Genomic DNA, 23548 nt, shown 5'->3' on the forward strand with positions numbered 1-23548 from the left:
TGAAGCCGAGCATGGCCTGCATCATCGCCAGGGTGACCAGTTCGGCATCGCCCAGCCGCGGGGCGATACCGACTGGCGGTCGCCGCGGCGCCAAGCCCGGACGCTCCTTCAGCAGGTCATCGGTCGTCGCATAGAGTGCTGTCGCGAGGGTGTCCAAGTTGTGCGTCACAACATGATCTTGGACGCCCTCGTTTTCGTCTCTTCAGGCACCCCTTGGAATAGATCATCTAGGTCGAAGGTCTGGTTCCCGGTATGCGATCTACTCGTGATGATGTCGGTGTGCCTGGACCTCCACGGCGTCGTCAAGTTCACGTGACCGCAAGGCAGCAGGGCAATTCCGAAAGCAAGGCAACAGGCAATTACATGAGCTACGAACAGCAACGTGTCGTCATCACTGGTGCGTCCCGTGACTTCGGCCGGACTCTGGCCATTCGTTTCGCCCAGCGCGGTGCCGACGTCTTCATGTCCGCCCGCAGTCTGGAGGCGGCGCGACGTGTGGCGGGCGAGATCCGCGACCTCGGTCACGAACACGTGCATGCCTTCGCGTGCGACCTGACGGACGCTGCCTCGATCCGGCAGTTCGCCGCCGAAGTGGCAGAGCGCACTGATCGGGTGGATGTGCTGGTCAACAACGGCGCACGCTGGCTGGAGGGGCCGGATCTGTTCTCCGCCAGTGACGATGACGTGATCGACACCATCGCCGCCGGGGCAACCGGCACGGTTCTGATGGTGAAGCGCTTCTTGCCGCTGCTGCTCGCATCCGAGAGGCCGGACGTGGTGAACATGATCTCCGCTGCCGGGCTACCGGGTCATCAGCGCTCCGACGCGCATGCCGCTTTCTACGCCGCGAAGAGCGCACAGGCCGGTTTCGCCGAAATCCTCTCCAAGCGGCTGCGACCCCAAGGAGTGCGGGTCATCTCGCTGTACCCGCCGGACTTCTGCAACCCGGATCCGCTGTCCCCGCAGTGGGAGGACACTCCGCGCGGCTCCGATGACATGCTGACGGCCCACTCCGTGGCGGAGTGCGTGTTCTTCGCCCTCGGTCAGCCGCGGGACTGTTTCATCAAGTCGTTCCACTTCGAGCAGGCCCTTGACAGGCCACGTCAGACCGCGCTCGGTGGCGCCAATGAGGCTTCTGCGACCTCAACCTGAGGGCAAGTGGAAGGTGAGAGGTGAGGACCGACTGCCGTCCGTCAGGCCCAGTCGTGCCGCGAACTTCCCGCGACCCGTGAGTCACCTGGATTCCCTTCGCCGGTGATCGAGTACGAGGAAGACCAGGAAGCCGCCGACGAACAAGACGGCGCCGGCGATCAGAAACGGCACCGGCGCGTACTCTTCGGTGCACGTGCTTCCGGTTGCCGTGGTGTGACACACGTCGCCCGGGCCACCCCGGTTCGTATAGGCGATGTAGAAGAGGGGCAGAGCCACGCCCACGATGCTTCCGACGAGGGCGTTCGTGTGTCCCCTTCGGAGCAGGAACACCGCCGCCACGGCGCCCACGGCGATCAGGACCACGCCCACCGACAGCAGCGCGGCCAGTCCGAGGGCCACACACGCCCCCACCGCGAGCCAGGCCAGGAACCAGCCCCATTCCGAGGCGTCATCATCGCGGACCGCTTCAACCTTGCCTTGCACGGTGCCTCCTGCCGAGGGAGAGACTGCGCCGACCGGACCGTTGGTTCTGAAAACATGCCATGGTACCGCGCGTCTCCTTCCGGGCGGCCTCGGGATGGTCCCTGCATCATCCAGCCCTCAGCTCCAACGACTACTTGGTTGCTTCGAGTTCGGACACGCGCGTGCTCAGGGCTCCGATGGCCTGGACCGGGGGCACGGCCGACGCCATCGTTGATCTTCATGGGGACTGTGATCGCGTTGCATCGGTATCCGGTGAAATCCATGCTCGGTGAGACGTTGACGTCCGCGGCCATCACCTGCACCGGGCTGTCGGGAGACCGGACCCACGCCGTCCTCGACGACGCCGACACGATCGGGAGTGCCAAGCACCCGCGCAAGTGGGGGCAACTGCTGCGGTGCCGAAGCCGGTTGACCGAAGGCGGCACAGTCGAGGTCGAACTCGCGGACGGGGCCACCTTCCCCGTGGGGGATCCCGAACTGACCGTGCGCGTGTCGTCATACGTGGACGGCACAGGAGAGGAGATCACCGTCGGGAGGGTCGCCTCGGGGACGTTCTTCGACTTCGGCAGGGTCCACCTCGTCAGAACGTCCTCCCTGGCCGCGCTTCGAGCCGTCCGACCCGACTGCGACCTCGATCCGCGCCGCTTCCGGCCGAACCTGGTCGTCGACACCGGCGAAGGACATGGTTTTTTCGTGGAGGACACGTGGCGGTTGCCGGGTGCGCGTGGGCGAGGCCCTGTGCCGCGTGGTGGTCCCGACGCCCCGCTGCGTGGTTCCCACCCTCGGCCACGTCGATCTTCGGCCCGACGTCTCCCTCATGCGCACGATCTCCCGCGAGCACCGGATACCCGTCTTCGACCTGGGCCGGCTTGCGTGTCTTGGCGTCTACCTGGACGTTCTCGAACCAGGCATGGTCCGCACGGGCGACCCGGTCACGCGGCAGGAGGGACCGTAACTGGCAACGCCACGCCCTTCAGGCCATCACCGCGGCCTGCCGGCGTGAGAGCAGGGTTTCCGACAGCGGCTCGGCCTCGTCGATGCACGCTGTCACCGGCCTTCACCACGACGACGCAAACACCCCGGCAACGCTCAACCCCAGATGCATCGGGTCCTGTCGTCGTGGCCGTCGTCGGGCAGACCCGCGTACACGCGCAGGGCCGCACGGGTGTCGGGCAGCCGCAGGTCCCCGAGACCCTCTTCGAACCTCTTCCCGTACGCGCTCCAGGGCCCGGCCTTCACCAGTGCTCGGAGGAGGCGTTGTTGCCCCTCGGTGAGTTCGGTGAAAGGAGGGAGACCGTCGTGGAACGGCTCGGCGAAGGCCACGGCCAGTGCGGTCTTCGCCGTCGAGTCCGTGTGGTTGTCGGGCATCAGTGTCAGACAGTCGGCCACGCCGCAGAGCACGGTCTCCCGGTTGTGGTCGGCGAGCGACAGAAGAGAGCGACTGATGTAGCCGGGGATGTCGCCTTCGTTGTAGTCGATGTCCGGCTTCGGGGTGTCGGTCGCCGCCGCGGCGAGTTCGGCGATCACGTGCCCAGTGAGACCGGTGCCGAGCCCTGTGGAGTCGTCGGCGCTGCCGATCCGGGCCAGCGCAGTCGCCGCCGCCCAGCGGATCAAGGACTCCGTGGCGTCCAGGTGAGGGCTGAGTCGTGAGGTGAGACTGATGTCGCCGAGCAGGCCGGCCGCCACCAGGGCGGTGGCCGTCACCGTTACGGAGTCCTCGACCTGCAGGCGGTCGAGTAGACGGGGGAGCACGGCGGCCGCCTCTTCGGGGAACCAGGCCGACAGGTAGGCGGCCCTGGTCCGGATGACAGGGTCGGGATCGTCGAGGAGCGGGAACAGGCCGGGCAGTTCGGCCCGGACCGCGTCGTACGAGAGCAGGGCGCTCGCCCGGGAGTCCATCAGCCGCCCGGCGGCCCACTCCGCGCGGATCTCCCTGATCCTACGGCGCCTCTCCTAGTCCAGTTCGGCGGCTATTTGCTCGTCGTACCAGGCCAGCGCCTCGTCCATGGTCAGCTTGGCGGCCGCCGCGCGCCAGGCCTTGATGTCGATGCCGCCGGGAAGGTCGTATTCGTCGTGCCAGTCGATCGCGAGTCTGGTCAGCAGCCGCAGCGCACCCTCTCGGACCGGGTGGGGGCCGGCCAGGGCGATCCGGGCCAGGAAGGGCACCGCGTACGGTGACGCGGAGTATCGGGTGCCCTGGTGAAAGATATTGCCGAACAAGGACCGCAAGGCGCCTTCACGGGCGGCCTCGTCCTGACCGCACAACGCGGTGAGCTGTCCGGGGACGTCCTGCGCCCTGCCGTACGCGTGGCCCAGCTCGGCCCAGTCCACCTCGTCCAGGCCTTCCAGGAGGCCGTGTTCGCTGTTGATCACGGTCCGACTGTCGCACACGCCACTGACGGCGAGCCGGGCGAGAGCGCGACCGACGATGACTTTCGGCACACCGTGCAGCGCGACTGGTACCTGTTGCCCGCTCCTGCACCGGCGCCCCGCGCCCGGCCTCCGCTGTTCATGGCCAGCCCCTGCGTCAGCATGAACGTGCTCGTCATCGACGGGGGACAGGATGTGCCGAAGTCTGCGACGAACCGATGCGCAACCTCGTGCGGGACCTGGGGGTTCGACCCGGTGCGCTGTCCGTTTCGGCATGGGCAGAGTCTGGGCGGCTCCTATCGGCACCACGCTGAGTAACCGAAGCCTCGCACTCCCGGAGTCGATACCCAAGCCCGTGAAGCCCCAGCCGACGTTGAACTCGGCCAGATACTGGGCCGGGACCGCGCGCTCCTCCTCCGTCCACAGCCGCGGCTCCCCGGTCGCCGGCATACTGCGGGTGGCCGCCGGCTCACCACCGGGTGAGAACGCCACCGGAGGACGCTGGGCGGGCGAGAGGTGTGTCGCACCGCCTTGACGCAGGGGCATCACTCGCTCCTGGTGGGGAACACGAAAGGGTGCGACCGAGGCGTTCCTCCGGTGAGGGGAGGCGGCCATGACGGGCGCGAACAGTTCTCAGACGGTCGTTTCCAGGGCTCTTGAGGCCCTCGGTACGGGTGCCTACATGACGGACGCGCGTGGCTGCATCGTCGGCGTCAACAGGCGCGGCGAACAACTCCTGGCGCGTCCCGTCTCCGGTCTGCTCGGCAAGGATGCACACGACCTGCTGCACCGCAACAGCTCCGGTGAATCGATGCCGAGGGCCCAGTGCCGGCTCCGGGAGTGCATCCTCGCGGGGCGCACGGAACAGGGTGCCGACGAGTGGCTCGAGCGCGGCGACGGCACGCTGCTGCCGGTGGAGTGGCTGGCCACTCCCTGTGACACCGGCGTCCGGCCGACGGTCACTCTGGTCCTCTTCCACGCCGCAGGCGGGGCCGCGCGGCCCGCCCAGCGGCCACCGGTCAGCGGGCGGCTCTCTGACGTGGAACGACTCGCGTTGCTCGCCGAGACGACCACCCTCCTCACCTCCACTCTGGACATCAACGAGGCGCTGCACCGCCTGATCGGCCTCCTTGTCCCCCGCCTCGCCGACTGGGCCGTCATCGACCTGATCAGCGAGGAGGACGAGGTGCTTCGCTTCGCCGTCGCCCATGCCGATGGCGGCGCCGTGGTGTTCCGGGAAGATCTCCAGGGGCCGATGCCGCCAGTGCCCCAGGAGTCCCCGATGCCCCTGTCCCGTGCCCTGCGCGGCGTCGCGTCGACCCTCGTCGGCCCCGAGACCTATCAAGGTTCGCCCGATTCCGGTATCGCGGTCGAGCAGCGGCGCCTCTTCGACGTGACCGGCATGCACTCGGCCGTCGTCGTTCCCATCCGCAGCCTGCACGACGTACTGGGGGCTGTCACCCTCGGCCGCGCCGACCAGCCCGAGCAGTTCTCATCGACCGACGTGGCTCTGCTGGAGGACATAGCCCGCCGCGCCAGCCTCGCCCTCGAAAACGCCCGCCTCTACCAGCGGCAGCGCAAGGTCGCGGAGACCATGCAGCGCCATCTGCTGCCGCATCTCCCGCGTGGGTCCGGCCTCGGCATGACCGTCCGCTATCTGCCCGCACCGGACGCCTCGCAGGTCGGTGGTGACTGGTACGACGCGTTCACCCTGACAGACGGCGCCACGGCCCTTGCCATCGGCGACGTCGTCGGCCACGACCTGGATGCCGCGGCCGGGATGGCGCAGCTGCGCAACATGCTCCGCGCGTACGCCCTGTCTCAGCTGGAGCCGCCGAGCAAGATCGTGGAATGGCTCGACAACGCGACCGTGCACATCGCGGAGGTCTCCATGGCCACGTTGATCTTCGCCCGCATGACGGTGAATGATGCCGGCCAGTGCGAGCTGTCCTGGACCAACGCGGGGCATCCGCCCCCGCTACTGGTCACTCGCGAGGGCCTGGCCCAGTACCTGACCGAGGGGCACGGAATCCTGCTGGGCGTCACGCCCGACCAGGTCCGCCCCGATGCGACGGTGCAGCTGCCGCCCGAAGCCACCCTGCTCCTCTACACCGACGGCCTGATCGAGTCCCCGGGCCACAGCCTGGACGAAGGTCTGAACCGCCTGCGTAGGCATGCCGCGTCCTTGGCGCACCGTTCCCTGGAGTCCTTCACGGACCAGCTGCTGGCACGGGCGCGCCCGCCGGACAACGAAGACGACGTGGCCCTGCTGGCGGTACGCATCCCCAGCTCGTGTTCCTGAGGCTTTCGAGGAGGGCGGCGAGGACGGACGTGGCACTGTCAGGGTTTTCTGGATTACCGGCTCCGCGATTTGAAGCGCTCCGGTCAGGGGTTGTCCACAGGGCCCTGTCGAGCAGGAGCCGGCTGTGCGGGAACTCCTGGTCCTTCCCGCAAGCGGTGTCGAGTCGGAGTGCGAGCTTGCCTACGCAGCCCTGCAGCAGGTGTTGTACCCGCTGCTCGACCGACTGCCCGAGCTCACGATTTCTCAGCGTCGCGCACTGCATACCACGCTGGGCCTGGACGACGGCTTCGCGGACATCTACACGGTGGCGCTGGCTGCCCTCAAGCTGATCGTCGAGGCGGCGGCGACTCGCCCGGTCGTCGTCCTCGTCGATGACCTCCACTGGCTCGACCCCCAGTCGACCGACGTCCTCGCCTTCGTCGCGCGGCGGATCGGCAACGAGCCCGTGTTCATGCTGGGGGTGACGAGGGTCGTGAGCCGGAACGACCCGCTGCGACGTACCGGCCTCCCCGAGCTCTACCTGGAGCGCCTCGATGACGAGGCTTCCGCCGCCCTGCTCGATATGAGGACGCCGACGCTGGCGGCCCCGGTCAGAGCCCGGATCCTGGCGTAGGCGGCCGGAAACCCGCTCGCTCTTGTCGAGCTGCCGCAGGTCTGGGACGACGTCGCGACCACCACGGTCGTTCCTCTCAACGCCCGGCTGCAGGCGGCATTCGCAGCCCGGGTCGGCAACCTCAGCGTGGCCGCACGCGCTCTGCTGGCCGCTCCCGCCGCCGACACCACCTGTGGCACCGGGCGGCTCCTCGCGGCAGCGGCAGAGACCTGCGGCAACCGGGTCGGGACGCATGAAGTACAGGAGGTCTTGGACGCTGGACTGGTCGAACTCACCGGGACCGGGCTCAAGTTCCGTCACCCGCTGATGCGGTCGGCGATCTACGCCCAGCTTCCCCTGGCCGAACGACTGGCTACCCACAATGCCCTGGCCGGGCAGCTCGACGATCTGCCTGACCGGCAGTTGTGGCATCGTGCCGCCGGCGTCCTGGCAACCGACGAGGACATAGCCGTGCAGCTGGAGGCCTACGCCACACGGTCCCGGAAGCGAGGGCCGTGATGGCAGCGGTAGCCGCTCTCCGGCGAGCCGCCGACCTCGCTGAGAACGCGTCTCGTCGCACCTCTTTGTTTCTCTACACCGCTGAACTGGCGAGCGAGGTCGGACAGCGCAGCACTGCTGCGGACCTCGCCGCGAAGGCAGACCCTGAACTCATGGGTCCGGTCGAACGTGGACGGCTGATAGCGGTCCACGAGATCGTCGTTCCCGGTGATCTGCGGGACGAGTCACGGATTCAGGCTTTGATCGACCACGCGGAGGCCGCCAGGAAGGCAGGCGACGCGACCTTGGCAACGAACCTGCTGTGGCGAGTCGCCTCACGTTGCTGGTGGGCGTGCGTCTCCCCGCAGATCCGTGGCGCGGTGCCGAAGCCGTGGCGCCATTGCCCCTGGCCCCGGGTGATCCTCGCCGGCTTGGGATCCTCGCCTTCGCGCAGCCTGAGGTCTACGGCCGTCAAGCCCGCACTTTCATGCAGCAGCAGTGCCCCACCCGCATTGAGGAGGAAGCGCTGCGATTCCTGTGCAGCACTGCCGTGATCCTCGGCGACCATCACCGTGTCTCCTCGTACGTCCGTACGGTTGCCGCAGACTGTCGGGCATCGGGACAGCTGGCCTTGCTCGCCCGGATACTGGGCGCCAAGAACGGGTGCAGGGTCTGGACCGGGGAGTGGGATCTCGTACGCGCAGAGGCGCAGGAGGCCGCCGAACTGGCCGAGGAGATCGGCGACTCCTTCCGGGGTCTGTCCGCAAAGGTGGACCTCGCAATGCTCGCCGGTCAACGCGGGGACCATGAGTCGGCCGAGACGCTGGCGCTCAAGCGCAGCTCCCTCGTCAAGGGCGTGCCTTCATGCAGTGCGCCCGTCAACATGCGCGCGGGTAGCGGCTCTCCTCGCGGGCCGGCATGAGGAGGCCTTCGCACGGCTGAAGCAGGTCTTCCTGCCGACCAGCCCTGCCTATCACGACCAGCGGTGGTGGGCTGCGCCCGACTTCGCCGACGCCGCACGGCACCTGGGACGTCAGGATGAAGCCCGCCCTGTCCTGAGGGAGTTGGAGCAGGTCGCGGAGCAGCTGCCATCACCGATGATGCGCATGTGCCGGATCTATGTGTCGCACCGCACGGTGGGAGCACATCTGTATCGGATCTTCCCCAAACTCGGCATCACCTCGCGCGCCCAACTTCGTTCCGTTCTCCGCATAGCCGGTACGGACGCCGGAAGCGAGGGTCTGCAGGGAAAAGGCTCAGAGAACCACTTGATCATCGAGCGAACTGGTCTGCCCCCTGCGCCGGTGACTCCGCACGCGACACATCTGTGAACGATCGCGTGAATTGCTTGATCGTTCACAAGGGGCGATCGCGGCCGTCATGAGTGGCATGGGGGAGTGGAGCCCGCCGAGGAAGAGCCCTCGTGGCCTCCTTCTGCGTACCTTTTGGCCTCGATCTTGTCGCCAGACGCCACGGTGAGCGGTGGTGACGTCTCTGCGTCACGACCGCTCACCGTATTGTTCGTAGGTACGGGCGAACGGCGATAAAATTACCCAAGTCGGTGGCCTGGCTCCCGGACCTGGGCTGCCGCTCGACCTGTGCGACTTTGGGGAGCGGCACGGTGGCGAGGTCTCCTGAGGAACGGGGAGTCACGCGCAGTGCTGGAGTGCGGGGCAGACTGCTGCCCGTACTGCCTGCTCTGCTGCTGGTCGTCGGCCTGCTCATCGGCCTGCTCACACCTCGCGATGTCAGGCCGGATGCCTTCCTCGCCACGGCCATGGTCTCTGCCGCCGCACTGCTGCCCCTGTGGGGGACCGTGCTCATCGGAGTGGGCGCGTGCGCCGTCTTTGTCGGCCTGATGGTGGACTTCAATTCGTTGGGGGATGCGATCGCCTACTCAGAGCTGGCCACCCTCGCAGCGATTGCGGCATTCTCCGTCTTCTTCAACCGTCTGCTCGGCCGACGCGCCCATCAGCTGGTCCAGGTCCGCTCGGTGGCCGAGGCCGCCCAGATGGCGGTGCTGCATCCGGTACCGCGAGACCTCGGGCACGTCACCCTGGAGAGCCTGTACCTGTCGGCCGCGGCGGAAGCCCGGATCGGCGGGGACCTGTACGCGGCGATGCCCACCCCGTACGGCGTACGGCTGCTCATCGGTGACGTACGAGGCAAGGGCCTGCTCGCGATCTACACGGCCGCGACGCTGCTCAGCGCCTTCCGCGAGGCCGCTCACGACGCGCCCGACCTGCCCTACCTCGCGTGCCGCCTGGAGACGAGCATGCGCCGCCACGCGGCACAGTACCCGGGGCTTCCGGGCTCGGAGATCGCTGAACGTTTCATCACCGCTCTCCTCGCCGAGATCCCGGACGATGAACCGGTCGTCAGGACCGTCACCTGCGGCCACCCGCCTCCGCTGCTCCTTCACCACGGCGAGGTTCGGGAGCTGCAGGCCGCGGCTCCCTCGCCGCCGCTCAACCTGGGCATGCTCGTGAACGGCGGCTACCACGTCGACCTTGCCCCCTTCCAGCCCGCGGACCAGCTCCTGCTGTACACCGACGGGGTCACTGAGACCCGCGACCGCTCCGGCACCTTCTACCCCCTCACCGAACGCGTCCGCTCATGGAGCGGCGAGGCGCCGCACCAGCTCCTCGACCATCTCCATCGCGACCTGATCGCCTACAGCGGCGGCGAGCTCGACGACGACATCGCTGTCCTCATCGCCTGGCGACGCTCGAGCCGCTGAGCCTGAGACAGGGCGGCCACCGACCCCGCCGTCTCGGCTGACGCACACCTTGTCGTTCGCGCGCGGATCCGCCCGAAACGACGCCAGGTTCCCGTCGCTGATCTGAGACCCACGGAACTGCTGTCCGAACCCGGACCCGGGGTACGCGGCGGCCGGCCTCCGGTGTCGTCACCAGGTTCGGAGCGTGCCCGAAAAAGATTTCCAGATCCCTGTCACATTCTGGTGAGCCGGTTCGTCAGTGGAGTGAAGTCGCCGACCAGGCCGATGTGAAGGAGTGCAGTCATGACGAACACCGCGATCTCCCGGATGCCGAACCCGGCCGAGTTCGTGCCCGAGCTGAACGACATCAGCGCCGCTCTGTTCAGGGCCACGGGCAACCGCTCGGTGCCGCGCACCACGATGAGTCTCGTCCACCTTCGCGCCGGGCAGATCGTGGGCAACACCTACCTGACGATCCTGAACACCGGCTTCCTGCGCAAGGCGGGGGAGCCGGAGGAGCGCATCACCGCGGTCTCCTCGTGGCAGGACGCCCCGTACTTCAGCGAGGCCGAACGTGCCGCCCTCGCCTTGGTGGAGGCCACGCTCCAGCCCGCGCCGCACGGTAGGGAGCGCGTTTCCGACGAACTGTACGCCGAGGTGGCGAAGCACTACGACCAAAAGGCGCTGGCCACCCTCACCATCGCGATCGGCCAGATCGGCTTCTTCATCGCGCTGGCCGTCATCGGCAAGCCGCAGCCGGTCAGCTCTCTCGCGGACGAGCAGTGGGACTGATCTGATCCGTCCACCGCGCAGGTGCGATCCGTCGGCTGCTCAGTGGCCGGCACCGGCCGCGAATGAGATGACCCGTGAGGCCGTCCGTTCATGGGCAGCCTCACGGGTCGGCGGGTGCACTCGCACCGCGGCGCGTCACAGCGTCGCGGTGGTCCCCTCCCCGGACGCGCTGCCCGCGAGCCACTGGTCCCATCCCAGGTTGAAGTCGGCGTAGCCGTTGTCGGGCGAGGCCTTGGCGCGGGGCGAGCCGGTGATGGTGACGGGGTCGCCCTGCTTGACCTGGCCGTAGAACCACTTGGCGTCCGACATGGACAGGTGGACACAGCCGTGCGAGCCGCGAGCGCTGCCGCTGCCCGGATAGGGGTCGCCGGTCGAGTAGTGCACGTACGTGCCGGACTGAGTCAGGTGGACGTCCCAGGGCAGCGTCAGGTCGTAGAAGTTGGGGCTGCCCTTGTCACAGCTGATGCCAACGCTGCAGGAGGTCATGTGGACCTTCTCCTGCTTGTCGATGACGGCCATCGTGCCGTTCCACGTCGGATACTCAGCGCTACCCGCATTGATCGACAAGGTGCGCACCGCCGCGCCGTTCCGGGTCACCTTCATGGTGTGGCCGGTCACCGAGACGTCCGCGCGTACGTCGTCGCCGATCGTGAAGGTGTGCGTGTAGCTGCGCACGCCGTAGCGTCCGTTGCCGTTGCTGACGCCGTTCATGTCGGCGTCGATCTTCACCTTCGTGCCGGAGCGCCAGTACGTCTTCGGGCGCCAGTCGGCGCGCTGGTCGCCGAACCAGTGCCAGGCGCCGGCCACTGGCTGCGAGGCGCTCACCTTCATGTGCTTCTCCACCGTGGCCCGAGCCTTTTCTGCCACAGGGTTCGTGAAGATCACCGAGATCGGCATGGCCACACCGACCGTGGTTCCCGTCTGCGGGGTGATCGTGTCCAGAAGCATCGGCGGGCCTGCGGGCTTCGTCGGTGACGGAGAGGCGCTCGCACTGGGCTTGCCCGAGGCCTTTGCGTCGTTCCCGCTCGCCTTGCCACTGCCGCCCCCGCCGCAGGCACTTGCGCCCACCAGCATCGCAGCCGTGACGAGTGCGATCCCTATGCTGCCCTGGCGCCGTCCCACGACCTACCCCGCTCTCTCGCTGTTCGGCCCTGGCGGGCCCGACTTTCTGTCAGACAGAGAGAATGGGTCAGCAGTTGCGCGCGTCGCGTAAAACGTGTCTCAAAACTTCGTGCGCATCCTGGGTCGGGGAACCATGAGGGGCGCGACATCGTCGCCTCCCACCTTCAGAACGCGTCGGGCTGCAAGAGCCCGGTCGAGCAGGAGCACATCACGACGTCACCAAGGCACGACTCCATTGTCGTCGAACAGCTGGCCGGTGGGGCCGTCGTCGGGCAGAGCCGACAGCTGGATGGCGATCGCCGCTCCCTGCTCAGGGGTCTGAGTACCGCTGAACCCGTTGAGGGGGGTGGCCACGTAGCCGGGGCAGGCGTTGTTGATCAAGATGTTGGTGCCGCTCAGCTCAGGCAGCATCGCGTGGGTGACCCGGATGACGCCGATGACATTGGTCTCCACCAGCCGCCGCACGGTGTCCAGGTCGACCGTTGTCGGCTCCTCCGGCCAACCACCCGCGACGCCGACGTTGTTGACCAGCACGTCAAGGCGTCCCGCTCGCCGCTCGATCAGCTCCGCAGCGGCGGTCACACTCTCGTCGTCGGTCACGTCCAAGGGCACGCCGAACGCGTCGGCACCCGCCGTGCGCAGTTTCGCCACGGCGTCCACCCTGCGCTGCTCGTCGCGAGCGCCGACACCGACGCTCCAGCCCAATGCGCCCAGCCCGGCCGCGATCTCGTACCCGATTCGCCATCGCCGAGAAACTGCACTTCGGGAAGTCCGCCCGGCGTCTGGAGATAGCCCAGCCGCCCCTGTCCCGCGCCATCGCCCGACTCGAACGACAGCTCGGGGTCACGCTGCTGGAACGCACCAGCCGAAAGGTCACGCTCACCGAGGCCGGGGCCGTGCTGCTGTCCGAGGGGCGCGCGATCCTCAGCGCGATGGCCGCAGCTGAGCGGCGTACCCAGCAGGCTGCACAGCGGCACCCCCGTCTCGTCCTCGCCGTCAAGTCCGGCACCGCGGGCGATTTGCCGGCCAAACTGCTCGAGGCCTACCGCGCGGAGCCCGGCGCAGCCACCGTCGATCTGTTGCCCTGCGAGGCGCATCAGCAACAGAAATTGCTGCACAACGGGCAAGCCGATGTGGCTCTGCTGCACCTGCCATTCGATTCGGCGGTCGGACTCGACACCGAAATTCTGTGTACCGAGGGACAGGTGGCGATCCTGCCCACGTCTCACTCACTCGCCGGCCGCTCTCAGATCCGGGTGGCCGAGGTCACCGCATTGCCGGAACTCCCGATGGCTCGCTGGCCCAGTGCTGACGGCAGCTACCCGGAGGGGCCGGGGGCAGAGATACGGAACCTGACACAGCTCTGCCAGTTGGTCGCGCTCGGCCGTACCACCGTGATCATGCCCGAGTCCGCCGGCACCGACCTGCGCCGGGATCTCGCCGCCGTGCCGGTCCTGGACACCCCGCCTGTGACAACCGTGATCGACTGGCTGTCGCAGAGCCGACTTCGCGCGGTCGCCGACCTGATCCGCGTAGCAACACGTCTTTGACCGGCGGTTCTGCATCCGCTTGCACGGAATGGGCTGACTGTTCGGACAGTCGCCCGGTAAACGGTCAATCGACCCGACATGCCCGTGGGGCTATCCCCGCGATTGGGGCCGTCATTGTGTTTGCCGTAGTCGGACGGTTACGTGCTTCGGCCGCATTCGAATACGTGGATTCGGTAAGGGAACATAATCCAACGCTCACCTTCCTTTGTGAGTGAGACGTCAGCCGTCCCCGTACTCATGGGTGCGACACAAGACGAAGTCAGCGGCTATCAGCGCTGATTGACGCTCCGTCAGGAAGGGATAATCACATGTCCTTCGCCAAGATCACACTGGCCAAGAAGGCCAAGAAGAAGGAATGCGGCGCCGCCGCAAAGGCCAAGCACCACAAGAAGCACCACCACCGCAAGCACAAGAAGGCCGCCGCCAAGTAGCGCGGAGTCGCGGAACACGACCACACAGGCAGACCGTGCCGGGGTCCGCTCGCGCAGCACAGATGCGCGGCGGATCCCGGCACGCCGTCGGATCGGGCAGTGCCCAGGAAGCGTCGGCCATGCACACCGCAGCACCCATCACTACGGCCTTGGCCGGATCCGGGGCGGGAGCCACGGCCGGTGCCTCGTCCCGGATGCGTCACGCGCGTATCTCGCCGCTGGCCGCATTCCGTACGTTCTGGCCGCTCGTCAGCATCAACCGTACGGCCGTAGTCGTGTCCGCGGTGCTGCTGGTGGTCTCCGCCGGGTGCGACGCGGCCGCGATCGGCATCGTGGGCGTCCTCACCGACGACGTGCTCACCCCCGGCAATCTCGCCGCCTTCTGGGGACCCGCAGCCCTCTGGCTGGGGCTCGCCGCGGTCGGCGCGATCGCCTCTGCGGCCGGCGGCTATCTCGCCGGCTGGACCAGTGAGCACTTCTTGCTCGGTCTGCGCGACCGGGTTTTCCAGCACCTCCAACAGGTGCCCCCTGACTCCTTGGACCGCTTCGGCACCGGTGACCTCGTCTCCCGGCTGACCGGTGACATCGAGACCGTCGAGTCGCTGGTGGCCTCCGCACCCGTCGAACTGATCACGTCCGCCGTCGGAGCGGTCGTGTTCGGCGTGGCGGCCTTCTGGACCAGCTGGCAACTGGCCCTGATCACCCTGGCCGCAGCCCCGCTCATCTGGTTCGGCGCCCGGTGGTTCGGCACCCTGATGCGCTCCGCCACCCGCGCCGAACGCGACAGCAACGGCCGACTGGCCACCCTGCTGGAGGAGAGCCTGGCCAACATGCCCCTGGTCCAGGCCTACGGCCGGCAGGAGGCCGAGCGCAGCAAGGTGCACCGCGAGGGACGCAGCTGGATGCGTGCCGGGCTGCGGCAGATCCGGCTTTCGTCGGCGTACGGCCCGATGGGCGAACTGGTCGAGACCCTCAGCGTACTGGCCGTGATCGGCGCCGGGGCCTGGCAGATCTCCGAACACCACCTCAGCGTCGGCGGCCTGCTCTCCTTCGCCGCGTTTCTCGGCTATCTCCACCCCAAGCTCCAGGAACTCGGCGAGATCGTGGTCAGCGCCTCCTCCGCGACCGCCGCCTGCGAACGCCTCATCGAGGTGCTGCGCACCGGAGTGGTCCAGGGGACCGCTCCGCGACCGGATGTCCCGACGCTGGCCGAACCGGTGCGCGGTTCTGTCACCTTCGAGGACGTCAGCTTCTTCTACCCCGGCAGCGGCCAACCCGTGCTGCATCAGGTGCGCCTGGACATCGCCCCCGGCCTGCTCGTCGCGGTCACCGGGCCCAGCGGCACCGGCAAGTCCACCCTCGGCAAGCTGCTGCTGCGGTTCCACGAGCCGTCCCGGGGCCGCATCCTGCTCGACGGCCGGGACATCGCCGAACTCCCGGTGGACGAGGTGCGTCGGCACGTCACCCTGCTCCCGCAGGACAGCATGCTCTTCGACGGCACGGTCCGCGAGAACATCACCTACGGCCGTCCCGACGCCACCGAGGCGGACATGCTCGCCGCCTCCGTCGCGGCCGACGCGCACGATTTCGTCAGCGTGCTGCCCGAGGGCTACGACAGTCCTGTCGGCAAACGCGGCAACAACCTCTCCGGCGGCCAGCGCCGCAGGATCGCCCTCGCGCGGGCCATGCTCCGCACCGCGCCCGTACTGATCCTCGACGAGCCCACCGCCGGACTCGACGACGACTCCACGGCCCGCATCATGGCGCCGCTGCGCCGCCTCACCGCTCAGCGCACGACGTTCCTCATCACCCACGACCTCCGCCTGACGGCCCAGGCCGACGTCGTCCTCCACCTCGCCCACGGCACGGCCGTCATCACGGCCCCGGGTCAGTCATCGACGACGGGCATGGAGCGGGAGCACGACGCGGCCTGAGGCCGAGCGCTACCGAGTACGCCGGCGCCGACGGCTACCGGCGGATGACGTGCCCTGCCGAGGCTCGCGGAGATTTCGGCAGTTTCCCGCGGGGATCGTGGGGCGGTGCCTCACGCCGAGGCGCTGCTGCGCCGGGCGTAGGCGCGGGCGGCGCGGGCCCGGTCGCCGCACCGGGTGGAGCACCAGTGACGTCGACCATGGGTGCGCAGGAGGAACCGGTCGCAGGGGGCGGAGCCGCAGGTGGTGAGGAGGTCGGCGTCGGGGCCGGTGAGCAGGTCGGCGGCGTCGGCGGCGAGGATCGCCAGCGCGTGATTCACGGCCTGGTCGGTGGGGTGCGCATGGATGCGACGCAGCCCCTGTGCCCCGTCCCAGGCGAGCAGGGGCGCCGTGGGCACGGCCGTGAGCGCCTCGTTCACCGCCCGCAGGGATTCCTCAGGCGGGATCGCGCCGTCGACGCGCGAGGTGAACAGGGCGCGGACGTGATCGCGCAGCGTGCGCATCCGCTGCGCGCAGCCGTCGTACATCTGCACGTCCGGGGTGGCCAGGTCATGGGCGGTGAGCCAGCGCATGGCCGAGCCGGGGGCGGCGAGCAGGTCGTAGCCCTGGCCGGCGGGCAGCGTCGCGGCGGTGTCGACGAAGTCCAGGGACCGGCGCCGGTCGGCCCCCGGAGCCGGGGGCAGAGCAGCCCGCGTGATGTCGGTGCCCACGGCCTCGTTCATGGCTCTCATGGTAACCCTTGCGTTTTTCCGTGATACCTGCCTGGCGTGGACCACACGGAAAGAGCGGAGTCCTTCCGTGAGAAATGAGGAGTGGCGAGCATGTCCCTGCACGACGCCCAGCAGTTCCCGGTCCGCGTCCTCGGCGGCCCCACTGCCCTGTTCGAGTACGGCGGCCTGCGCTTTCTGACCGACCCGACCTTCGACGGCCCAGGCGACTACCCCTCGTCCGGCCCGGTCTTGACCAAGACCGCCCCCTCGGCCGTCGACCCCGGTGATCTCGGCCCCGTCGACGTGGTCCTGCTCTCGCACGACGAGCACGCCGACAACCTCGACAAGTCCGGGCGGGCCCTGCTCGCCGACGTCCCGCTCACTCTCACCACGCCCGGCGGTGCCAAGCGCCTCGGGGAGAAGACCAAGGGCCTGACCGACTGGGAGTCCGTCGAGCTGAACCGCCCCGACGGCGGCACGATCACCGTGACCGGCGTACCCGCCATCCACGGCCCCGGCACGCGCGAGGAGATCGAGCCGATCGCCGGCCAGGTCGTCGGCTTCGTCCTGACCGGAGAAGACCTGCCCGCTGTCTACGTCAGCGGCGACAACGCCTCACTCGACGCGGTCAAGGAGATCGCCGAGCGCTTCGCCCTGGTGGACACCGCCGTCCTCTTCGCCGGAGCCCCCTCGCTTCCCGGTCCTCTTCGACGGCGCGCTGATCGTCCTCGACAGTGCCCAGGCCGCCGAGGCCACCCGGATCCTCGGGGCCCGCCGCGTCGTTCCCGCCCACTACGACAGCTGGGCCCACTTCACCGAGGGCCGCGACGAACTGGCAGCCGCCTTCACCGCCGCGGGCCTGGCCGACCGCCTGGACTGGGGCCGCCACGCCTGACCGAGCGACTCGTAGACCCCCCAGGGCATTTCACAGCCTTGATCACCGTCAAGGCATATGAGGCGCACGGCGGGGAGAGCCGCAGTGCGCCGATGGCCACGCCTGCCCCGAGCCGCCGTCCGTCGATGCGACCACGATGATCGAAGATACGGCGGCGCTCAGCGCGGCATCACCCAGTCCGGCGTCCAGGTCCCGGCGGCGGCGTGGCCGGCCGCTGCGGCGGCGAGGTGGGCGCGGAGGGCGGCCAGCGCTGGGTGGGGGTTGTCGCGGTGCCAGAGGAGCGAGTGCGGGTAGACGGGCGTCGGGTCGGTCACCGGGATACGGCGCAGGCCGTGGTCGGCGGGCCAGACGAGGCGGGTGTACTCGCCCATGAAGGTGGCCAGGGCCGGGGTGTCGGCCACGGTGTCGAGGAGCGCGTCGGAGCCGAAGTTGGGCCCGGTCGCCTCGATGGTGAGTCCGAACTCGGCGACGAGGTCGTCGTAGTAGGCGGCCCACTCGGTACCGGGGACGATGCCGGGCATCCAGATCCGGTGCCCCGCCAACTGAGCGACGGTCACCGACCGGGCGCCTGCCAGCGCGTGGGCAGGGCCGGTGAGGAGCTGGAGCGGCTCGTCGAGGACCCGGACGGACTCGATGTCGTCAGGAAGGGGCCGGCCGGGCATGGTGACGGCGCGGAAGGACGCGTCGATCGCGCCGGACCTGATGGCGGCGACGGCCGTCTCGATCTCGAACAGCATCACCACGTCGAGGTCGATCTCCGGGTGCGCGCGGTGGAAGGCGCGCATCAGGCCGGACGCCGCGCCGCGCGAGGCGATGATGTCGACGCGCAGCGGTCGGCGGCCGGTGTGCACGGACGCGACCGCGCGCTCGGCGACGCGCAGCAGCTCCCGCGCGTGGGGCAGGAACGCCTGCCCGTCGATGGTGAGCTCGGCGCCGCGCGCGGTGCGGGTGAACAGTCGCACGCCGAGGTTGCGCTCCAGCGCGGCGATGCGCTTGGAGACGGCCTGCTGGGTGACCGCCAGCTCGGCGGCGGCCTCCTGGAACTGCCCCGTGTCGGCGACGGACACGAAGGTCCGGACGGCGTTGAGGTCCATGTCGACACCCTATCGGCACAACTATTGGTTGTGTCCCGTGACCCTGCGGTTGATTGACCCGCTGGTATGGCGCTCGCCTTGATGCTTCCGATCGCGGATCGGTTGTACGGGTGACTGGCGAGAGGCGTCGAGCATGAGGAGCGCCCATGGTCACTGTGAGCGACGCCTTCTACGCGATTCTCCAGCGGCACGAAGTAAGTGCGGTATTCGGTAACCCGGGCTCGAACGAACTCTCCTTCCTGACCGGGCTCCCGTCCAACATTCCCTATAACGTCGCGTTGCAGGAGGGCGCCGCGATAGGCATGGCGGACGCATATGCGCAGGTGTCGGGCACCGTAGGTTTTCTCAACCTGCACACCGCTTCGGGCATGGGTAACGCGATGGGCGGCCTGACCAACACAGCGGCCTGGCACACTCCCGTCGTGATCATGGCGGGCCAGCAGGCCCGCCGTTATGTGCCGGTGGACGCCATGGCCTCGGCTGATCGAGGTGCTGCAGCGTTGAGGGGGCTGCTGAGCCACGGAGGTGCCCCCATCGTCCCGCCCCCCTGCCGTGCCTCCACGGCCGCAGCGACGCCGAGGCAAGGGCAATGGGATCCTCAGCGAGGAAGCCCGGCCCGAAGGCCACCAACATCATTCGACCTGCCGTGCCGTGCCGTGCCGATGAACAAGCCTTCCAGGAGCGCGGTCAGATAGCGGCGGGCGGTCTCGGTACGTGCGGCAGGGGCGCTGTGCATCTGTGCGGCGTAGGCGATTCCGCACATGAGCGGGACCACGTCGTCGGAGGTCAGGTCGGCGCGGACCACCCCGGCTTCGCGAGCGCGCTCGAGCAACTGCGCGCAGGCCGACTTCAGGGCCCGCTTCAGTTCGGTGGTGCGGGGCAGGGCGTCCGTGGACGCGGCGGTGACCGGGGAGAGGGAGGCGTCGGTGACCTGCGCTTCGACGGTGCGGGTCAGGAAGCCGGTGAGGGCGCGCCTGGGGTCGGTGTCGGCCAGAGCCTGCTCGCCGTGGGCGGCGAGTTCCGCAAGGCAGGGGGCGGCGACGGTCTCCAGGAGCGCCTCGGCGGTGGGGAAGTGGTGGTAGACGGTGCCGACACCCACTCCGGCCCGGCGGGCGATGTCGTTGAGCTGCAGCGGTGTGCCTTCGTCGACGAGATCGCGGGCCACGGCAATGATCCGTGGCGTGCGCATCGGACGATTCGCCCGTCACCCCCTCGCGCACTTTGTGTCGAGCCTGCGCAAGGAGACCGAGGGCAGGGAGCGAGCGTCGTCGCCGACCTGTCGGCGCTCTTCGTCGGACACCTGCCCCGCTGCCTTCAGGAATCTGGCCGCCTGGTGGTCGTGGCTGAGCTGCCTCGGCCTCTGTCACCCGGTGAGTGGCGCGAGGCGCTCACTGAGGTGGCGGATGGCTTCGGCGATACGGGGATCCGTTGCCGGACGGAAGGGGGCGACCGGATGTGCCCGGGGTCCGATGACGACACCGGTCCGGCCGGCCAGCGAGCCGTCGGTCGCGGCGAAGATCGAGGGCTTGGCCGCCACGGACGCCGGGCCTGAGGTGGAGCGTTCGAACTTGCGCCGGACCAGTGGCCAGAGCAGCCGGAGCCCCGGCGAGACGATCTTCGGATCGCTCACCGTGTCGTTGGTCATGTCGGTGGCGGCGCCGCCCGGGTCTGCCGCGAAGACCGAGACGCCCGTGCCCTCGAGCCGGGCGGCCAACCGTGGAACCTCCTCGGCAGGAGCTGCATCTCTCTGTCCGGGAAGGCAGAAGCGGCGGCGCCCGGCCGGCGCTGGGGTGTCTTCACCCAGAGGGGAATTCATGGCACGGCGGACAGCAGCTGTCTCCGTGGTCGGCCTGACGGTGCTTCTGGCCGCAACCGCTTGTGGGCGGGGTGAGACCGTATCCACCCGGCCGACCGCGGGACCGCAGGAGACCACCGCTCCCGCCACCGGGTCAACGGCGTCACCCTCGGCCTCGTCGCACGCGAAAGGGACCGCCGCTTGCGGGACGCCGCACCTGCGGTGGAAACTGACGCGCCTCGACGACAAGCGGCACAACGCGCCGACGGCCCTGCTCAGCGCCACGAACACCGGCTCCCGGCCATGCGCCTTCGACGGCTACCCAGACATCGACGTCTACGTGGGCAAGGGGCCGAGCGTCTCGTCGAAGCCGAAGAAAAGCACTTCAGTCAGGCTGGCGTTGAACGCGGGCCACGCCGTCGTGTTCCCGCTCTTCTACGTGGCGACCCCCGCCCGGCACGGGGGCTGCTTCATTCCGGGTGACAACGATCCCCGTGTCTCCGTGCGCCCGCCGCACGCCGCCGCTCACGACTACGGTGCCTTCGCGCAGCTGACCGACGCGAACGGCCGCCGCGTGCCGGCGCAGGTATGCGGGACCGCCATCCAGCTGGGGTCGCCTCAACTGCGTTAAACGTGTGGCTATTTATCGTGCGTATGCCCATTCATCCGTGCGATCATGGTGACCACGACCGCTGACCACGGTCGACTGGAAACCGCCTTTCGGCGGCACGGGGGCATGCAACGGGGTGCGCTGTTTTATGCGGTGAGCCCTGTGCAGTGAGCCGTGCGGGACGTCCACGCCTGCCCGCAGTACGCATGGGCCGTGGCGTTTCTCGCGGTGCGTGAGCCTGTGGTGCACCGCGTGCAGGCGGCCGGTGGAACATCCGCGTCGTGCTGCGTCGCAGTGGACCGCTGTGGGGGATCGGGGCCGGCCTGGCCCATGACTTCGCCGTGCCTGCCGTCGACACGCACAGCCGGCGACCTACCGTGCCGGCCTCACTTGGAGAAGACCACGTTGTACAAGAGACGAATATTCGGGGCTGTGGGTGTGCTGTGCACCCCGGTGCTGCTGGGGAGCGCGGCGTCGGCACAGGCCGCCACGCAGGCCCCAGCCACCACCAGTCGGGCGTCCGCCACGTCGGCGGACTCACCCGAGGCCACATCCGTACCGAGCGCCTCGGAGTCGGTCACCGCCTCGCCGTCCACCGGCGGAATCTGGACGGTTCAGGACGCCATCCGGTTCTGGACACCTCAGCGGATGGCGTCGGCCACCGACCCTTCGGGCCGTGCACCCCAGCCGAGCGGCTGGACGGCTCCGCGGAGGAACGGGCTGACCCGAGCCGGGCTCACCGGCCAGCACTTCGACGGCATCACGTCCGTCGGCATGCTCTTCCACACGGACAGCAACATGCGGGCCCACTACTGTTCGGCCAGCGTGGTGCGCAGTGAGGGACACGATCTCATCCTCACCGCCGGACACTGTGTAGGCAAGAACGCCGTGTTCGTTCCGAAGTACGACCACACCAAGTCGGCGGCCCAGCAGCCGTACGGGATCTGGCCGGTCAAGGAATGGTTCCGCGACAAGCAGTACGCCTCCGACAAGAGTGCCAACTCCGACCTGGACTTCGCCTTCGCGGGCCTGGAGTCCAACGGTGGCAGGGAGATCGAGGACGTCGTGGGCGGCAACACCCTGGCCCCTACACCCGGCTTCGCCAACGAGGTTACGGTCATCGGCTACCCGTCGATCGGACACAACCCGCAGGACCAGGCGTTCCGTTGCGCCGACGTCCGGACGACCGTGCTGACGTCCTACTACCAGATGCAGATCGACTGCGGCGGAATGTGGGGCGGTGTCTCCGGCGGCCCGTGGTTCTCCAAGTTCGACGCTTCGGGCAACACCGGCCAGATCATCGGCAACGTCGGCGGCTTCAACGGGGGCGGCCCCGATGTGAGGCCCAGCGACCCGCTGTACAACCAGATCACCTACAGCCCGTTGCACGGGGACCGCTTCTTCCAGCTCTACGCCGACGCTCAGAAGGGCCTCCATGCGGACTACGGCCCCTACCAGCAGCCGCCTCTGCCCTACACGATGGGCAACGGCACGACCTGGAAGCACGCGAAGCTGATGGCCTCCGGCGACTTCAACGGCGTCGGCCACAGCGACCTGGTCGTCGTCTGGGACGACGGCGAGGTGACGCTCTACAGCAGCGACGGCAACGGTCACTTCGTCGCCGAACGACAGCTGCTGACCCCCAACCCGACCTGGAAGGGCGCGGCGATCATAACCGCGGGCGACTTCACCGGATCGAACAGCTTCGACCTGATGGTCCGCTGGCCCGACGGTAAAGTCACGCTCTACGGCGACGTCGGCAGCAACGGCCTCAAGGCGCCCGGCGCCCAGATGGTCGGCCCCAACGCCACCTGGAAGAAGGCCGCCCAGATCGTCGCGGGCCGCTTCGGCACCTCGCAGTATGTCACCGACCTGGCAGTGTGCTGGTCGGACGGCAGTCTGAGCCTCTACACCAACGTCAGCGCGGGACGTTTCGGGCAGGAGCACAAGCTCAAGGCCCCGAGCGGTACCTGGAAGGACTCCACGCTGCTCACCAACGGTGAGTTCTCCGGCAACCAGAAGTGGGACCTGATGCTCCAGCGGCCGGACGGCGAGCTGGACAACTACGTGGGCACCACCGCCTCCGGCCTCGGCACCAAGGTGCGCGTCAAGAATCCCCACGGCCTCTGGACGCACGGCACGGTGATGACCGCCGGCAACTACACCGGCAACCACCGCACCGACGACCTCGTCGTCCGCTCGTCCGACGGCGGTACGACCATGTACGCCGACACCGGCAAGGATCACGTGGGCACCGCGCAATCCCTGGTTCCGCACTCCTGATCCGAAGGCGCCCATCGCGATGCCGCCCAGCGCTCAACGGTGCCGGGCGGTATGCCGTTGACCATGTCGACGGACAACTGCCGCCGAGAGGCCGGTGGGTCGGGCCGTAATCGGCCAGAAGATTTCAGGCACTCCCTTCCGGAATTCCGATGGGGCGACGCTCGTTTAGCGCTTCTCGTCCAGATGACCGGTGCGGCAGGCGATATTCGTGCGGCATCA

Annotated in this window: 24 protein-coding genes and 4 pseudogenes; 17 read left to right on the forward strand and 11 right to left on the reverse strand. The window is 68.5% G+C overall.

Going from position 1 to position 23548, the window contains the following annotated elements:
• A pseudogene (locus ACFYX0_RS34780) lies at positions 1–169 on the reverse strand (IS982 family transposase); the annotation flags it as partial.
• A gap of 194 nt (positions 170–363) precedes the next feature.
• On the opposite strand from ACFYX0_RS34780, the gene ACFYX0_RS34785 reads away from it, so the two are divergent.
• Positions 364–1152, forward strand: a complete 789-nt coding sequence (locus ACFYX0_RS34785; protein WP_388976519.1) for an SDR family oxidoreductase — start codon at positions 364–366, stop codon at positions 1150–1152.
• An 81-nt stretch (positions 1153–1233) separates the two neighbouring features.
• Here ACFYX0_RS34785 and ACFYX0_RS34790 read toward each other — a convergent pair whose 3' ends face one another.
• Positions 1234–1635: a hypothetical protein gene (locus ACFYX0_RS34790; RefSeq protein ID WP_388976522.1), complete on the reverse strand. Its 402-nt coding sequence runs from the start codon at positions 1633–1635 to the stop codon at positions 1234–1236.
• A 261-nt stretch (positions 1636–1896) separates the two neighbouring features.
• Here ACFYX0_RS34790 and ACFYX0_RS34795 point away from each other — a divergent pair.
• Both ACFYX0_RS34795 and ACFYX0_RS34800 read left to right on the forward strand, forming a co-directional pair.
• Positions 1897–2271 (forward strand): annotated as a pseudogene (locus ACFYX0_RS34795) (MOSC domain-containing protein); the annotation flags it as partial.
• A gap of 133 nt (positions 2272–2404) precedes the next feature.
• Entirely contained in the window at positions 2405–2590 is a 186-nt protein-coding gene (locus ACFYX0_RS34800; protein ID WP_388976524.1) for a hypothetical protein, read from the forward strand.
• Positions 2591–2724: 134 nt separating this feature from the next.
• Here ACFYX0_RS34800 and ACFYX0_RS34805 read toward each other — a convergent pair whose 3' ends face one another.
• Both ACFYX0_RS34805 and ACFYX0_RS34810 read right to left on the reverse strand, forming a co-directional pair.
• Complete coding sequence (locus ACFYX0_RS34805) at positions 2725–3534, reverse strand: HEAT repeat domain-containing protein (RefSeq protein ID WP_388976526.1); 810 nt, start codon at positions 3532–3534, stop codon at positions 2725–2727.
• Positions 3535–3588: 54 nt separating this feature from the next.
• A complete protein-coding gene (locus ACFYX0_RS34810; protein ID WP_388976529.1) occupies positions 3589–4008 on the reverse strand; it encodes a hypothetical protein in 420 nt (139 codons plus the stop codon).
• Between the two features lie 610 nt (positions 4009–4618).
• On the opposite strand from ACFYX0_RS34810, the gene ACFYX0_RS34815 reads away from it, so the two are divergent.
• From ACFYX0_RS34815 to ACFYX0_RS34825, 3 genes are all read left to right on the forward strand, one after another.
• A complete protein-coding gene (locus ACFYX0_RS34815) occupies positions 4619–6307 on the forward strand; it encodes a SpoIIE family protein phosphatase (protein WP_388976531.1) in 1689 nt (562 codons plus the stop codon).
• Between the two features lie 124 nt (positions 6308–6431).
• The gene (locus tag ACFYX0_RS34820; RefSeq protein WP_388976534.1) at positions 6432–6920 is read left to right on the forward strand and encodes a hypothetical protein; all 489 of its coding nucleotides are present in this window, start codon (positions 6432–6434) and stop codon (positions 6918–6920) included.
• 126 nt (positions 6921–7046) lie between these two features.
• The gene (locus ACFYX0_RS34825; RefSeq protein WP_388976536.1) at positions 7047–7418 is read left to right on the forward strand and encodes a hypothetical protein; all 372 of its coding nucleotides are present in this window, start codon (positions 7047–7049) and stop codon (positions 7416–7418) included.
• 232 nt (positions 7419–7650) lie between these two features.
• On the opposite strand, the gene ACFYX0_RS34830 is transcribed toward ACFYX0_RS34825, so the two are convergent.
• Entirely contained in the window at positions 7651–7968 is a 318-nt protein-coding gene (locus tag ACFYX0_RS34830; RefSeq protein WP_388976539.1) for a hypothetical protein, read from the reverse strand.
• A 60-nt stretch (positions 7969–8028) separates the two neighbouring features.
• Here ACFYX0_RS34830 and ACFYX0_RS34835 point away from each other — a divergent pair, with 60 nt between their 5' ends.
• The 4 genes and pseudogenes from ACFYX0_RS34835 to ACFYX0_RS34850 all read left to right on the forward strand — a co-directional run bounded on the left by ACFYX0_RS34835 (position 8029) and on the right by ACFYX0_RS34850 (position 10908).
• On the forward strand, positions 8029–8319 hold the full coding sequence (locus ACFYX0_RS34835; protein WP_388976541.1) for a hypothetical protein: 291 nt from the start codon (positions 8029–8031) through the stop codon (positions 8317–8319).
• A 190-nt stretch (positions 8320–8509) separates the two neighbouring features.
• Positions 8510–8605 (forward strand): annotated as a pseudogene (locus ACFYX0_RS34840) (LuxR C-terminal-related transcriptional regulator); the annotation flags it as partial.
• A gap of 458 nt (positions 8606–9063) precedes the next feature.
• Positions 9064–10137 carry a PP2C family protein-serine/threonine phosphatase gene (locus ACFYX0_RS34845; protein WP_388976544.1) on the forward strand — a complete coding sequence of 358 codons (1074 nt, stop codon included), beginning with the start codon at positions 9064–9066 and terminating at the stop codon, positions 10135–10137.
• 282 nt (positions 10138–10419) lie between these two features.
• Entirely contained in the window at positions 10420–10908 is a 489-nt protein-coding gene (locus tag ACFYX0_RS34850) for a carboxymuconolactone decarboxylase family protein (RefSeq protein WP_388976547.1), read from the forward strand.
• 135 nt (positions 10909–11043) lie between these two features.
• Here ACFYX0_RS34850 and ACFYX0_RS34855 read toward each other — a convergent pair whose 3' ends face one another.
• Together ACFYX0_RS34855 and ACFYX0_RS34860 are read right to left on the reverse strand one after the other, a co-directional pair.
• Entirely contained in the window at positions 11044–11982 is a 939-nt protein-coding gene (locus tag ACFYX0_RS34855) for an Ig-like domain-containing protein (protein WP_388976638.1), read from the reverse strand.
• Between the two features lie 264 nt (positions 11983–12246).
• Positions 12247–12768 (reverse strand): SDR family NAD(P)-dependent oxidoreductase, encoded by a 522-nt coding sequence (locus ACFYX0_RS34860; RefSeq protein ID WP_388976641.1) that lies wholly within the window; start codon positions 12766–12768, stop codon positions 12247–12249.
• Here ACFYX0_RS34860 and ACFYX0_RS34865 point away from each other — a divergent pair.
• The 3 genes from ACFYX0_RS34865 to ACFYX0_RS34875 all read left to right on the forward strand — a co-directional run bounded on the left by ACFYX0_RS34865 (position 12735) and on the right by ACFYX0_RS34875 (position 15945).
• Positions 12735–13580, forward strand: a complete 846-nt coding sequence (locus tag ACFYX0_RS34865) for a LysR family transcriptional regulator (RefSeq protein ID WP_388976550.1) — start codon at positions 12735–12737, stop codon at positions 13578–13580. The two genes, ACFYX0_RS34860 and ACFYX0_RS34865, sit on opposite strands and share 34 nt — an antisense overlap.
• A 308-nt stretch (positions 13581–13888) precedes the next feature.
• A complete protein-coding gene (locus tag ACFYX0_RS34870; protein ID WP_256255708.1) occupies positions 13889–14011 on the forward strand; it encodes a hypothetical protein in 123 nt (40 codons plus the stop codon).
• Positions 14012–14130: 119 nt separating this feature from the next.
• Positions 14131–15945, forward strand: a complete 1815-nt coding sequence (locus ACFYX0_RS34875) for an ABC transporter ATP-binding protein (protein WP_388976553.1) — start codon at positions 14131–14133, stop codon at positions 15943–15945.
• Positions 15946–16055: 110 nt separating this feature from the next.
• Here ACFYX0_RS34875 and ACFYX0_RS34880 read toward each other — a convergent pair whose 3' ends face one another.
• The gene (locus ACFYX0_RS34880; protein ID WP_388976555.1) at positions 16056–16664 is read right to left on the reverse strand and encodes a CGNR zinc finger domain-containing protein; all 609 of its coding nucleotides are present in this window, start codon (positions 16662–16664) and stop codon (positions 16056–16058) included.
• Between the two features lie 99 nt (positions 16665–16763).
• Here ACFYX0_RS34880 and ACFYX0_RS34885 point away from each other — a divergent pair.
• Positions 16764–17547, forward strand: a pseudogene (locus ACFYX0_RS34885) (MBL fold metallo-hydrolase).
• 158 nt (positions 17548–17705) lie between these two features.
• Here ACFYX0_RS34885 and ACFYX0_RS34890 read toward each other — a convergent pair.
• Positions 17706–18641: a LysR family transcriptional regulator gene (locus tag ACFYX0_RS34890; protein ID WP_388976558.1), complete on the reverse strand. Its 936-nt coding sequence runs from the start codon at positions 18639–18641 to the stop codon at positions 17706–17708.
• A gap of 146 nt (positions 18642–18787) precedes the next feature.
• Between ACFYX0_RS34890 and ACFYX0_RS34895 the strand changes: the two genes are divergently transcribed.
• Positions 18788–19336, forward strand: coding sequence for a thiamine pyrophosphate-binding protein (locus ACFYX0_RS34895; protein ID WP_388976560.1), 549 nt, complete (start codon positions 18788–18790; stop codon positions 19334–19336).
• Here ACFYX0_RS34895 and ACFYX0_RS34900 read toward each other — a convergent pair.
• Together ACFYX0_RS34900 and ACFYX0_RS34905 are read right to left on the reverse strand one after the other, a co-directional pair.
• Positions 19240–19830 (reverse strand): TetR/AcrR family transcriptional regulator, encoded by a 591-nt coding sequence (locus ACFYX0_RS34900; protein WP_388976562.1) that lies wholly within the window; start codon positions 19828–19830, stop codon positions 19240–19242. The two genes, ACFYX0_RS34895 and ACFYX0_RS34900, sit on opposite strands and share 97 nt — an antisense overlap.
• Positions 19831–20004: 174 nt before the next feature.
• Positions 20005–20355: a hypothetical protein gene (locus ACFYX0_RS34905; RefSeq protein WP_388976565.1), complete on the reverse strand. Its 351-nt coding sequence runs from the start codon at positions 20353–20355 to the stop codon at positions 20005–20007.
• A gap of 100 nt (positions 20356–20455) precedes the next feature.
• On the opposite strand from ACFYX0_RS34905, the gene ACFYX0_RS34910 reads away from it, so the two are divergent.
• Together ACFYX0_RS34910 and ACFYX0_RS34915 are read left to right on the forward strand one after the other, a co-directional pair.
• Complete coding sequence (locus ACFYX0_RS34910; protein WP_388976567.1) at positions 20456–21067, forward strand: DUF4232 domain-containing protein; 612 nt, start codon at positions 20456–20458, stop codon at positions 21065–21067.
• Positions 21068–21436: 369 nt separating this feature from the next.
• The gene (locus ACFYX0_RS34915) at positions 21437–23329 is read left to right on the forward strand and encodes an FG-GAP-like repeat-containing protein (protein WP_388976570.1); all 1893 of its coding nucleotides are present in this window, start codon (positions 21437–21439) and stop codon (positions 23327–23329) included.
• Positions 23330–23548 lie beyond the last annotated feature (219 nt).

Source organism: Streptomyces sp. NPDC002573 (assembly GCF_042889625.1).
GTDB classification, from domain to species: Bacteria; Actinomycetota; Actinomycetes; order Streptomycetales; family Streptomycetaceae; genus Streptomyces; species Streptomyces gibsoniae.